This is a genomic window from Bacillus salipaludis, assembly GCF_004358205.1.
The window spans coordinates 1-12025 of the sequence record NZ_SMYO01000039.1 but is presented as its reverse complement, the minus strand read 5'-3'; the positions used below and the strand labels follow the sequence as shown (position 1 = coordinate 12025).

Annotated in this window: 14 protein-coding genes and 2 pseudogenes; 9 read left to right on the top strand and 7 right to left on the bottom strand. The window is 33.8% G+C overall.

Going from position 1 to position 12025, the window contains the following annotated elements:
- Positions 1 to 215 precede the first annotated feature (215 nt).
- Entirely contained in the window at positions 216 to 443 is a 228-nt protein-coding gene (locus E2K98_RS28935) for a hypothetical protein (RefSeq protein WP_133340307.1), read from the top strand.
- A 201-nt stretch (positions 444 to 644) separates the two neighbouring features.
- Here E2K98_RS28935 and E2K98_RS28930 read toward each other — a convergent pair whose 3' ends face one another.
- Positions 645 to 1649 carry a DUF3231 family protein gene (locus tag E2K98_RS28930; protein ID WP_133340305.1) on the bottom strand — a complete coding sequence of 335 codons (1005 nt, stop codon included), beginning with the start codon at positions 1647 to 1649 and terminating at the stop codon, positions 645 to 647.
- A 273-nt stretch (positions 1650 to 1922) separates the two neighbouring features.
- Here E2K98_RS28930 and E2K98_RS28925 point away from each other — a divergent pair, with 273 nt between their 5' ends.
- Positions 1923 to 2132: a glycine zipper 2TM domain-containing protein gene (locus tag E2K98_RS28925; RefSeq protein ID WP_133340303.1), complete on the top strand. Its 210-nt coding sequence runs from the start codon at positions 1923 to 1925 to the stop codon at positions 2130 to 2132.
- 279 nt (positions 2133 to 2411) lie between these two features.
- Here E2K98_RS28925 and E2K98_RS28920 read toward each other — a convergent pair.
- Positions 2412 to 3451: pseudogene (locus E2K98_RS28920) on the bottom strand (IS3 family transposase); the annotation flags it as partial.
- Complete coding sequence (locus tag E2K98_RS28915) at positions 3444 to 3821, bottom strand: hypothetical protein (protein ID WP_133340301.1); 378 nt, start codon at positions 3819 to 3821, stop codon at positions 3444 to 3446. The gene E2K98_RS28915 and the pseudogene E2K98_RS28920, both read right to left, overlap by 8 nt.
- A 176-nt stretch (positions 3822 to 3997) precedes the next feature.
- Here E2K98_RS28915 and E2K98_RS31895 point away from each other — a divergent pair.
- Both E2K98_RS31895 and E2K98_RS28905 read left to right on the top strand, forming a co-directional pair.
- Positions 3998 to 4105: pseudogene (locus tag E2K98_RS31895) on the top strand (VOC family protein); the annotation flags it as partial.
- 277 nt (positions 4106 to 4382) lie between these two features.
- Positions 4383 to 5048: an HAD family hydrolase gene (locus E2K98_RS28905; RefSeq protein WP_133340297.1), complete on the top strand. Its 666-nt coding sequence runs from the start codon at positions 4383 to 4385 to the stop codon at positions 5046 to 5048.
- Positions 5049 to 5307: 259 nt separating this feature from the next.
- Here the strand turns inward: E2K98_RS28905 and E2K98_RS28900 are convergent, their stop codons facing one another.
- A complete protein-coding gene (locus tag E2K98_RS28900) occupies positions 5308 to 6312 on the bottom strand; it encodes a DUF3231 family protein (protein ID WP_133340295.1) in 1005 nt (334 codons plus the stop codon).
- Between the two features lie 235 nt (positions 6313 to 6547).
- Here E2K98_RS28900 and E2K98_RS28895 point away from each other — a divergent pair, with 235 nt between their 5' ends.
- Positions 6548 to 7096 (top strand): GNAT family N-acetyltransferase, encoded by a 549-nt coding sequence (locus E2K98_RS28895; protein WP_133340293.1) that lies wholly within the window; start codon positions 6548 to 6550, stop codon positions 7094 to 7096.
- A gap of 567 nt (positions 7097 to 7663) precedes the next feature.
- Here E2K98_RS28895 and E2K98_RS28890 read toward each other — a convergent pair.
- A complete protein-coding gene (locus E2K98_RS28890) occupies positions 7664 to 7855 on the bottom strand; it encodes a ferredoxin (RefSeq protein ID WP_133340291.1) in 192 nt (63 codons plus the stop codon).
- Between the two features lie 464 nt (positions 7856 to 8319).
- Here E2K98_RS28890 and E2K98_RS28885 point away from each other — a divergent pair, with 464 nt between their 5' ends.
- Genes E2K98_RS28885 through E2K98_RS28875 form a run of 3 tightly spaced genes read left to right on the top strand, consistent with a single transcriptional unit; the run spans position 8320 to position 9662 of the window.
- Positions 8320 to 8877 (top strand): TetR/AcrR family transcriptional regulator, encoded by a 558-nt coding sequence (locus tag E2K98_RS28885; protein ID WP_133340289.1) that lies wholly within the window; start codon positions 8320 to 8322, stop codon positions 8875 to 8877.
- A 21-nt stretch (positions 8878 to 8898) separates the two neighbouring features.
- On the top strand, positions 8899 to 9261 hold the full coding sequence (locus E2K98_RS28880) for a DMT family transporter (RefSeq protein ID WP_133340309.1): 363 nt from the start codon (positions 8899 to 8901) through the stop codon (positions 9259 to 9261).
- Positions 9258 to 9662, top strand: a complete 405-nt coding sequence (locus E2K98_RS28875) for a DUF5360 family protein (RefSeq protein WP_133340287.1) — start codon at positions 9258 to 9260, stop codon at positions 9660 to 9662. Before E2K98_RS28880 ends, E2K98_RS28875 begins: the two co-directional genes overlap by 4 nt.
- A 738-nt stretch (positions 9663 to 10400) precedes the next feature.
- On the opposite strand, the gene E2K98_RS32470 is transcribed toward E2K98_RS28875, so the two are convergent.
- Positions 10401 to 10562: an ATP-binding cassette domain-containing protein gene (locus E2K98_RS32470; RefSeq protein ID WP_372512609.1), complete on the bottom strand. Its 162-nt coding sequence runs from the start codon at positions 10560 to 10562 to the stop codon at positions 10401 to 10403.
- Between the two features lie 156 nt (positions 10563 to 10718).
- Here E2K98_RS32470 and E2K98_RS28865 point away from each other — a divergent pair, with 156 nt between their 5' ends.
- Positions 10719 to 11078 (top strand): winged helix-turn-helix transcriptional regulator, encoded by a 360-nt coding sequence (locus E2K98_RS28865; protein WP_133340285.1) that lies wholly within the window; start codon positions 10719 to 10721, stop codon positions 11076 to 11078.
- Between the two features lie 77 nt (positions 11079 to 11155).
- On the opposite strand, the gene E2K98_RS28860 is transcribed toward E2K98_RS28865, so the two are convergent.
- Positions 11156 to 11686 carry an NAD(P)H-dependent oxidoreductase gene (locus tag E2K98_RS28860; RefSeq protein WP_133340283.1) on the bottom strand — a complete coding sequence of 177 codons (531 nt, stop codon included), beginning with the start codon at positions 11684 to 11686 and terminating at the stop codon, positions 11156 to 11158.
- Between the last annotated feature and the right edge of the window lie 339 nt (positions 11687 to 12025).

Below are 12025 nucleotides of genomic sequence, written 5' to 3'. Positions count from 1 at the left end.
AAAATCTGAATCTAAGAAAAGAGATTAGCTACAGTCTGTAAACGATAACTAGGAGGAGCCGTGTGCATTAATAGTGCAAGCACGGTTCTGTGAGGGGGAGGAGTACAATCTACCGGAAGGTAGAAAGGCTCCCTTCTACTCGACTACTTTAAGAAGGTTTAATTGACATTTGGATAATTATGTTATTATAAGGAGAGAGATTGGGGGGATATAGAATGAAGTTTTTCATAAATTTGTTGCCTTTGATTTTGGTGATTTTAGGGGTACTAAATTATATGTATTTTGCTAAAGACATTGTTTCAACTGTTGTACTTCTATCTCTTGGTGTTATAGTTTCGATATTTAATCTGATTAGAAAGAAATATACGATTGCTTTATTAAGCATTGCAATTGTTATAGGTTTGGTAGGATTATTCTCGCATTTAGTCAATTCGGGTATTTAAAATTTTTCTGCTTTTAGTCACGAGTGCGATTCTCCAACAAGAAGGTCGCCCTTTTCTTTTTCTACCAGAAAGATTGTGAAATGTTGTTCTTAAACTATCGGGCAGATTAGCTTAAGAAGGAAATAACTACTTTATGTTGAAATTATCCCTTAAATTAAAAAGTTAATTAAAAGTGTACCCCTCACTAATGAGGGGTATATCTTATTTATCTTGTGCAAGTTCTTTTCTATTGGGAGCAAGTGGTGGCTGTTCTAACCATTTGTTTTCCACCATAATATCGAACCAACTTTTTGTCAATGTTAATGTTTTTAGAATTGTCTTTTCATAAACGACAGCTAGGTCTGTTCGCATGGCTCCTGCTAGACCTGTACCGTAATATACTTGTGCAGTTTGACCCAAGAAACCCATATGATACAACATTAATTTATCTGAAAAAGGAGAGTCCTGTGACGTTGTAACCTCTGATTCCCACGACATTGGAATGGGCAAATTATCCTTGTGCAAAATACTTGCAAGGGCTTGTATGTTTTCATCTGCCTTTTTTCCTATTTCCTCAAAAAACGTTCTTATTTCTTCCGATTCAGCGACTTGACTGAACCCGATTGAAAGAGTTTTTGCCATAATGCTTTTTTTAATATTAAGAGAAATACTGATTATTTCTGTAGCAGATAAAAGTCTCCCTTTTCCGAAGAATCCATCAGTAAAATCTTTGGTGGAAATATATTCAGGGTTCTCTTTAGGATAGAAATAGGGATCTCGTTGGAATTTTCCTTTTTTAAGCAATAACTCAATGGTTAAATCGTACATCCTTTTTGCATCATTATCACATGAATTGTAAAATTCACGTAGGTCCTTTCTGACAGAAACACTTAAAGCAGTGGTATGACCCAACAAACCATGTATCGTCATTATATGTAAATAATTTAAGCACAATGTGTCAGAAAACAATCTCTTTGCACCCTTATTAAGATCGGACTCAGTAAATCCATTCGGAACTGGAAAACCATCTTTCTCCATGAAGGAAACAAGCTGCTTCTTTTGCTTTTCCCATGTCTCAATGGCAATTTCAAAAACATTTTTCACCTCTTCGTCTTCCAAAATAGAAATCATATATTTATTTACTATCTCGGTCATCGTTCCGTTTATATACTCCCCCCATAGTGTTCCAATTTCGGAAGACGTAAGTTTTAAATTATCATTTTCCATATGTTCTCACCTCTTCCGTATTTTTTACTGACTCAGAAATAGTTATGCGTTTCCTTGGACTTAAACCTTTTAGTTGATAATAGTTGAGCAGTTTCTTGTTAAACTAAAGGGTGCAATGGTTGCAAAATTTGTGACATTTTTGTTATTGTCTTGTCGGTTAGGATATTTAAGGGAGTAAATTATTCATCGTGTAATTCTGTCTTTCTAGGACAAAATATGTTAAGGGATTGTACTGGAAAAGCACTGCCCATTTTTTAATAAGGAGTGAAATGAATGGCTGATAAAAACGAACGCAATCGAGTCGATAACGATGCTGGTGAGGCTGTAGGTACTGTTGTTGGTGCTGTCTCTGGTGCTACCGTGGGTCTTGCTTACGGTCCGATTGGTACTGTAGTAGGAGCAATTACAGGTGGAGTGATGGGTAACAATCTCGGCGAAGGAGCCGATGAAGCTAATGACGGTGATGCGAACCGAGAAGATTAGATTAATACAAAGAGGTACATGCATTAAGACTTTTAAAAAGAGAGTCCTTTTATTTTTCTATTAATTAATTCAGCTTTTTTAGGTAAATTTCCAAAAAAAAGATTGTGAAATGTTTCACTTAAAGTAACGGGTGCAAGAGTTAAAGATGGGATCGATAGAGGCAACCTTATTTTAAATGGGCAGGTAAATTCAAAGGACGAATTTGTGAGACTATCGACAAAATAAAAGGTCGGTTAATGATTAATGTGTACCCTTTGTAAAGGACATTTTAAAAAAAGGTCAGGCAGCTTGAAGAAGATGATCTCTGTATTGAACAGGGGTCATCTTTTTTAGGTTCCATTGATACCTGTTATAATTATAGTAAGTAATATACTTGTTTATTTCTCGTTTTAGTTCATCTAAAGTTTTACATGACTTTATTTTGGCCTCGTCTTTAAGGTGACCAAAGAATGATTCTATTGGTGCGTTGTCCCAACAGTTCCCCCGTCTGGACATGGACTGACGTATCCCTAGTTTCTTGACGAGCTTTTGGAAATCAGGGTGGGTATAGTGAGTCCCTTGGTCTGAATGGATCAAGGCATCTTTTGCTTTCTTAAAGTTTCGATTTTTCTTTAGCTTGTGTAAAGTGTTAGTGGCCAGTTCCATAGTGATACGGTCTGATATATGTTTAGCCAGGATTTGCCCCGTTGATCCGTCCTTAATAACTGATAAGTAAGCTCTTTGTCCATTCTGATAATTTAGATTAGTGATATCGGTAAGTAGTATTTTGCCAGGAATCTCCTGCTTAAATTGACGGTTTAACAGGTTTGGCACTACACGATGTTCTTGTGTTGCTTTCATCATTCTTTTGTATGGATTTGATTTTCTAATAGGGCAGATGATACCGTGTTTTTTCATAATTCTTCGGATTCGTTTCAAATTGTAGACACACTGAAATTGACCCGCCAATGTCATTTTGATTTGACGTGCCCCTTTCATACGACCTTTAAAGTGAAAAGCTTTTAAAATCAATTCCTTTGCCGCTGCATCCTTTTCACCTTTGCGTTTTCTTTGGTCCCTAGACTTCTGTGAGAAATAGTTATAATAACCACTACGTGAAACACCAGATATCTTACAAAGGTATTTCACCATATGTTTTAGATGGAACTTTTCAATAACTGAGTCAATCAGAATGAATTTCTGGCTAGCTGGGACTTTTACTTTATCAGCCCCCTTTCTGCCATACGAATCTTTTTTAAAAGTTCATTCTCAGCCTTCAAAAGGTTAATTTGTGCCTCTAACCTAGCGTTTTGTTCTTCAAGCGAAAGTTCATTAATTCGACGATTCATCGCCAGTGCAATTTCCTTCTTCATCGCGAGTAAGATCAACTTTATTTACTTCTACTGTCTGATTCACTTTGGCTGTCCCCTTGTTAATGTCAAAAACCACTTTGGTTGCTGGAACTACAGCGCTGCCATAATAGTATTCGTCTTTTTCATAATCATAGGTTTGGTAATAAAGGATGTAAGAATCCTTATCTTCAAAGTTAGTAAAAAGGCCTACAGAGGTATCGCTAGTAGCTTCTGAACCATAGAATGAAGCACCTTGAAAAGAGCCTTTGTTTACAGGGGAATTGCTTTGCGCCATTGCTGGCAGAGCCATAGTCAAAAGAAACACAACCGTCAGAATCAATACTTTCATTTTTCTCATCATAAACCTCCAGATATTGGAAACCTAAACCTTGTCCTAATTGTATAATATGGAAGACAAACTGTACTCAGTAACCGTTCGACAATTTTCACACTTTGCAGAAATTCAAGCTAATTTAATATTCAATTAAATGCTGAGTGATTCAAGAGGATTACAGCTTGGAATCATTATTGACAGACAGTTTAGTTCAACAATTGCTAATTAGCGATTATGGTTTCAGTAAGAAGTTTGGTTGGCTAGATGACCGATTCGGGGTTTCGTGGCAATTAAATCTCCCTTTGTGAATGTTTTAGGGGAAATTAATAAATAAAAAATCTACATTAGGTAATGGGGTATTACTTCACAAAACGGTAATACCTATTTTTATATTAAAACTTTATTATTTTTTACTTAGTAAAATATTGTACTTAAACAAACGGGTGCGTTTCTACTATAAGTGCAGACGAATTTTTCTTCTTGAAGTAAATGGAAGAATTGTCGAATGAGAATTTCAATTTTTTTGAAATTTATATGATAAAATTGATTTGGCATTAACTACAAGAAGGAGTTTATTTATTTAATATGGACAAATATAAAGTTATCTTGTTTGATTTAGACGGAACACTTTCAGACCCAAAAGTTGGAATTACTAAATCGGTTCAATATGCCTTACAAAAGATGGACATTAATGAACCAGATATTGACAAACTTGAATGTTTTATTGGTCCACCACTACAAGTCTCATTTGCTGAATATTATGATTTCGATGAGGGAAATACACAAAAAGCAATTGATTTTTATAGGAAAAGGTTTAAGGAAAAAGGAATGTTTGAAAATAAATTATATCCAAATATTCCATTACTCTTAAAATCTTTAAAAGACCAAGAATTCACTTTGGTTGTCGCAACTTCAAAACCTACAATTTATTCTGAACAAATTCTAAAGTATTTTAATATTGACCACTATTTTGAACTTGTGGTAGGAAGTAATCTTGATGGAACAAGAACATCAAAAACTGAAATTATTCAATACATACTAGATAAGTACAATGAACAAAAGCTAGATAACTTTATTATGGTTGGTGACAGAAAGCACGATATTATTGGGGCAAATAACACCGGTATTGATTCAATTGGAGTTACATATGGTTATGGTTCTTATGAAGAATTAAGTAATTCTAACCCTACCCATATTGTCAAAAGTGTTGACCAGTTAAAGGAATTATTAATGGGAAGTCTGGTAAAATAAAAAACTTGTTCTTCAACTGGGGCAAGAGTTAAAGATCAGCTGCCATTTTCGGCAGCTTTTCTTCTTGAAGTAAATGGCAGCATCCCTGTAATAAAGCTAAGTTTGTGAACAAATGTACTTAAACTATAGGGTGCTTGAGTTTAAGAGCGGAAGCTGTCATTGAGGCAGCTTTTTTTATTGCACTAACGGGGGCAGTTTAGTGGAAGAATAATCTTTCTAAAAATTAAAATACCCGACCGATTAGGAAGGGCATTTTTAGTTATTTTTCTTTTGCAATTTCTTTTCTATTGGGAGCAAGTGGTGGTTGTTCTAACCACTTGTTTTTCACCATAATATCAAACCAGTTTTTGGTGATTGCTAATGTTTTTAGAATTGCTTTTTCATAAACTACACCTAGGTCTGTTCGCATAGCTGCAGCTAGACCTGTCCCGTGATATACTTGTGCAGTTTGGGCCAAGAAACCCATATGATACAACATTAATTTATCTGAAAAAGGAGAGTCTTTTGACGTTGTAACCTCTGATTCCCACGACATTGGAACTGGCAAATTATCCTTGTGCATAATTTTTGAAAGTGCTTGTATGTTTTCATCTGCTGTTTTTTCTAATTCTTCAAAAAACTTTCTTACTTCTTTCGATTCAGCGACTTGACTGAATCCGATTGATAATGTTTTTGCCATAATGCTCTTTTTAATGTTAAGAGAAATACTGATTAATTCTGAAGCAGATAAAAGTCTCCCTTTTCCGAAGAATCCATCACTAAAATCTTTGGTAGCAATAAATTCAGGGCTCTCGTTAGGATAGAAATAGGGGTCTCTTTGGAATTTTCCTTTTTCAAGCAATAACTCAATGGTTAAATCGTACATACTTTTTGCATCATTATCACATGAGTTATAAAATTCCCGTAGGTCCTTTCTGACAGAAACACTTAAAGCAGTCGTATGACCCAACAAACCATGAATAGTCATAATATGTAAATAATTTAAGCAGAATGTGTCAGAAAACAATCTCTCTACACTTTTATTAAGGTCGGACTCAGTAAATCCAATTGGAACTGGAAATCCCTCTTTCTCAATGAAGAAAACAAGCTGCTTCTTTTGCTTTTCCCATGTCCCAATGGCAATTTCAAAAACCTTTTTTATTGATTCGTCTTCCAGAATAGAAATCATATACCTATTTACTATCTCCGTCATTGTTCCGTTTACATACTCCCCCCATAGTGTTCCTATTTCGGAAGATGTAAGTTTTAAATTACCATTTTCCACTTGCTCTCACCTCTTCCTTATTTTTTACTGATACAGAAATAGATATGCGTTTCTTTGGACTTAAACCTTTTAGATGATAATAGTTGAGCAGTTTCTTGTTGAACTACCGGGTGCTTACGTTAAAGATGGGATAGCTGCTGCAATACTGGTTTTAATTGTGCTAACGGACAGGATACTTAAAGAAGGATAATTGAAGTACGGTATTGAAGTGAATAGGAGTGAGGAGGAGTTTTGGGTGCTTAACGTAGAGATAAGAAGGCCAAGAATTGAGGACATAAAAGAGTTAAATTCATTTTTTAGAATAGTGATTACTGATACTTTTATTAAAGAAGGTTTAGGCGAGAAGTTGAATGATATTAATGATGAAGTCAAAGATAAGGAAAAATACTTAGAATGTGATTTTGAAAGCAATGGTGAGGAACGATATTTCTTGATTGCTTTAGATGATGATAAAATTATTGGTTCAATTGAATATGGCCCAGCAAGTGATCTCATATGTAATTGTACAAACAACACTTTCAAAGAGCTAATTGAGGTAGGTACTGTATTTGTTCGGCCGGATTACCAAAGAATGGGGGTAGTGAATTTGCTATTGAATACAATGTATTTTACTTTACAGAGTAAAGGCATAGAAGAATTTTGTTTAGATAGTGGATATATAAGTTCACAAAAAATCTGGAAAAAGAAATTTGGAGACCCTAATTATTTGTTAAAGGATTATTGGGAAAAAGAACACGATCATATGATTTGGAGGATCAAGATAAGCGATTTGGTATTGGGTTGAGAAGTAAGAAAATTAAGTGTTTCTTCAAAGAAGTGCATTACTTCAACCACGGGGTAATGCCATTTTCTTATTTCAACCGATTTGTGAGTTTGTGAAGGATTGCACTTAAAGTAACGGGTGCAAGAGTTGAAGATCCAGCTGCCATTTTAGGCAGCTTTTCTTTTTGTGCTAACGGGCAGGTCACACATTAAGAAGGATTATAATTGAATAAAGAACTTAACACAGAGGTGTTAAATGCTGTTTCTTAATTAAGGAGGTATAATATGGATTTCAAATGATTCAAGAAAAGGTTGGAAGGAAGCCATAAAAGAAATGTAGTCTTAGGGAATATCCAATGTTTTAAATTTCAGGGAATTAGTTTTTACCAACAAACAAAACAATATAAGATTGTGAGGGATTACACTTAAGCTAAAGGGGCTTGAGTTTATCACGGAGGTAGCTACGGCACCTCCTATTATTATTAAACAAACGTAAGCAGGAGTGGAAGAAAGGCAATAAAGATTCCTCACCCTTTATTACTGTTGTTTACAATTTTAGTCGTAAAAAGAGTTGGTTTTATGGATTAATTTACCAATCGAAACTTATTACACCTACAGGACATGTTTCAATTGCATCTTCAGCCATGTCCTCAAATTTATTATCTATATGATCTGTAGTTCTTGGTTTGGCATATCCTCCTTCATCCTTTGCAAAAACCTCTGGATAATAAATATAACATCGATGACAAGCAATACATTCTTCTGATACGTATACTTTCATTTTAATATTTCATCTCCAATATTTCAGTTAGCTCCCTGTTATAGGATTATATTATAATGCTAATAGGGGGTAAGTCCGAGATAAGTCCAAAAACGGTCATGTGTTGTAAATAAATGTAAATAAGGAGATAATCTATCTCTAATGATGATAAAAGCGCAGAAAAAGTAGCGAGCAATGTCGCTTCATAGCCCAGCTAATATTTTTTGCTGTATATATATAGCATGGATTTCTAAGTAATTTAAAACTAGTTTCTAGTTCAACAAGCTGCATATCTAGAATAATATTTAGCAATGATTCCCCCCATTCGGGCGCAATTCTGCAGTAAGAATTGTGCTTTTCTTTATTTAAAGGGCCAAATACTTGAATAACGCATTATGAAAATAGTGGAAATTTGGAAAGTTAATATTATATAATAATGGTACCAAAAAAAATATTTAGGTACCATTAGTTAGGAGGGTAGAGGGATGAAAGAGCGAATCATAAACGAAACCATTCATCAAATCCATCAAAAAGGATTTACATTTACCATTAGTGATTTGGCAAAACAATTAGCTGTCAGTAAACGAACAATTTATGAACATTTTTCCTCAAAAGATGAGCTCATTACAGAAGTAATAAATAGACTTATTTCTCAAATTAAAGAGAAAGAAAAACAAATTGCAGAAAATGAAGAGTTAGATTTATTAGAAAAGATTAAACAGATTCTTATCTGTATTCCAACAGAATTTGAATTAATGGACATTCGCTTATTGTCTGATTTAAAAAGATATCACTATAATCAGTGGGTAAAGTTAGATCAATTTTTAAAAGAAGAGTGGTCGAGAGTTCTTCTAATTATGGAAAAAGGTATCGAAGACGGCTACATCAAACCTATCTACCTCCCATTATTTATAGAGTTATATTTAGGTGCCATTAATCAAATCTATGATCCAAAATTTCTTTTAAAACACCAATTCACTATCGGAGAAATGCTTCAATCAATTATAGAAATCCTTTTGTATGGTATTTTAAACAAAAAATAAGAAATGGAGGGGAAAATGCTTATGTATTGGATATTTCTATGTTTGGCAATCTTCTTTGAAGTAGCAGGTACCACTACTATGAAGCTGTCAAACGGATTATCAAAAATAATTCCAAGTGCTTTAATGATTGTTTTTTATATTAGCAGTCTTAGTTTTCTAACATTAGCTTTAAAAAACATAGAGATTTCAATTGCTTATGCGGTCTGGTCAGGGATGGGAATTGTTGTGATTACACTTATCGGTTTTTTGTATTTTGGAGAAAGTTTGAGTATTGTCAAGATTATTTCAATCTTATTAATTATTATCGGAGTAGTTACTTTAAACTTTACTGGAAAAGTTCAGGAATCATCCAACATACAAACAAAAGTGGAACAAAGCAAATGAAGATGTTAAAGTATTTTTTTATTATTACTGATGTTGGGTTTCTGATTTATTGGTTGATAACACTTGTTCATGTAATCCCTAAGCAGTATTTATTCAAAGATTACAATCATCCAATTCTTGTTGCATGGAACTGGTCATTTTTACCTCTAGATTTGCTTATTTCCATTACGGGATTTTTAAGCCTTTATTTTTTCTCCAAGCAAAACATGCTTTGGTGTAGTTTTGCACTAATATCATTAGTACTAACCTTTTGCTCTGGTTTGCAAGCAATTGTCTTTTGGATCATACGATTAGATTTTGACTGGACGTGGTGGCTCTTCAATTTATACTTGATTATTTACCCTTGTGTCTTCTTGAGATCAATATTAAAACGATTAAATAGGGAATTAAGATCACCGTAAATTTGAAAAACAGTATAGTAAAGAATAGGACCCGATGGAAATTTTTCTTATTGTACTAATAACTTTAGTAAAATAATTGAGAGGTCATCTTTACGGATTTTTTTATATTTTCCAATATTCCACAATCGGGTGCTTTAATTGAATAAAAGAAGAGCATATATTATATATGACTAATATGTGCTCTTCTTTATTTTTAAGGATTTTTATAATTTAGGTCTTGATAAATTTTAATTCAACATTGCTGACTAAAAATCTATCTTTTTTATGGGTGGTCCAAAAAATAACGAATTCTTTCCATACTCCATTATGGATATCGTAAGATATGGGAAAAAAAGTAAGCCTATGACCCATTTTTACACGTATCTCGGCTGAACCCTTTTATGGGGTAGCGTCAGGAATCGCGTATTTACAACGTTAAGGAAATTTCAATACTAGAAAGCCCAATTTCTCTGTATTAATAATGGAGAAATTGGACTTTTTTTCATTACGATTGTTGAGGATCAACTACTGTTTTTATATGAAATACTACTACTTGTTCGAAGAACTAATTTATTTTAATTCATTTTTATAATCCAAGCTTACGGTTACAATAATATTTTATAGAACTTTATTACATCGTTAAAAATAAATTGACTTCACTTCATCTGTTAAATGACTTAGTTTTCCGTCAGCAATGAAATACACCTCATCGCAAAGCTCTTCAATATCTTCAAAATGATGACTGGTTAATAAAATGGTTCAATCAGCAGCTTGAAGTGATCTTATAATTTCCTTGATATCATTATACGTTTTATAATCTAAAGCATTAAATGGCTCATCGAGAATTAGAACGTCTTGATTTTCGATGATGGCCTGAGCAATTCCAAGTTTTTGCTTCATACCGAGCGAATAATCCTTCACCTTATAAGCACCCTATAGTAGAATAAGCATTTAATTATTGCTTTTCTTTTCATTATAGCGATTTAGTTTACATCCTTTGCAAAAAGATTGCGTAATAATTTATTATAACTATAAAGGATGCCTATTCATATATTTACCTAAAGGAGAGTGTAACTTGTGTGTAAAACCTGTGTTCCGACTGGAATTGAACTAAAAGACACTGGATTTGGATATACGTTGTCTTTAATAGGCGGTAAATATAAAATGATCATTTTATATTGGCTGGTTGAAAATAAGGTTATAAGGCATAATGAGTTAAAGCGAAGTATTGGTACCGTTTCCTTTAAAACACTAAGTATTATGTTAAAAGAGTTAGAGAAAGATGGTCTTATCATACGCAAGGATTACCCTCAAATACCCCCAAAAGTAGAATACTCATTATCTGAGCGTGGTCGCTCCCTTATTCCCTTGTTAGATATGATGTGTGAGTGGGGAGAGAGGAACCGTTTGCCAGATTTAGAGAATGTACATCGGTAGGTATAGCTATTTAATTAAAAAGAAGTATTTCCTAAGCGATAATACTTCTTTGTTATAACTTTAATAAAGCTTTCCTATTACAGGTTGTCAACAAAATTCAAATAATCCATAGCGCTTTTTTCCAATTTGCTTGTACCCGGCTCAGTTTCTTTTCCATAAAACGCAAAGAACGGACGATAATCTGCATTGCAATACAGGAATGTCATTTCAAATGGAACTAATAGTTGTTCAAGTGTATACCGATATCTTCCGTTTTCACCATAATCTTCCTTTTTAATTTCTGCAGATACACTTAAAGCAACTCTACGATTCTTTAATTTATCTCCTCCATTTGAGCCATAAGCCCATCCATAAGCTAAAACATCGTCAAACCATTTTTTAAGGAGAGGCGGACAATTAAACCAATATATAGGGAACTGCAAAACAAGATTACCATGAGATTCAATCAGTTTTTGTTCTTTTTCCACGTCTATGTTTCCTTCCGGGTAAACCTTAGACAATTCGTGAACAGTATACTTTTCCGGATATTTTTTTAGTTCTTCTACCCATCGCTTATTAATGACGGAAGTTTCTATGCTAGGATGTGTTACGATAACAAGAGTTTTCATAAATTTTGCCTCCTTAAATATTAATTATATATTGATAATAAAGTAAACACTGCAAATATGTAAGTATGCACTTTTAGTACAGGTACTTACATAAAGGTAAGTGTAAATCAGTCATTAAAATAAAAATTATTCTTATTTTATGAACAGAAATTGCATTGATATAAACAGGTTTGTGAAAAATTGTACTTAAACTAACGGGTGCTTGTGCGGCCGAGCATAGGTCGTATCATATAACGGGTGGGATTCCCGTCGAGTAAGAACTAGCCATTCGCTCGTAGCGAGTCTTGGAGGGCTAAAGGTAACTTTAGTCTTTAAGCGTAGACAGTTAGGTAGCGGGCC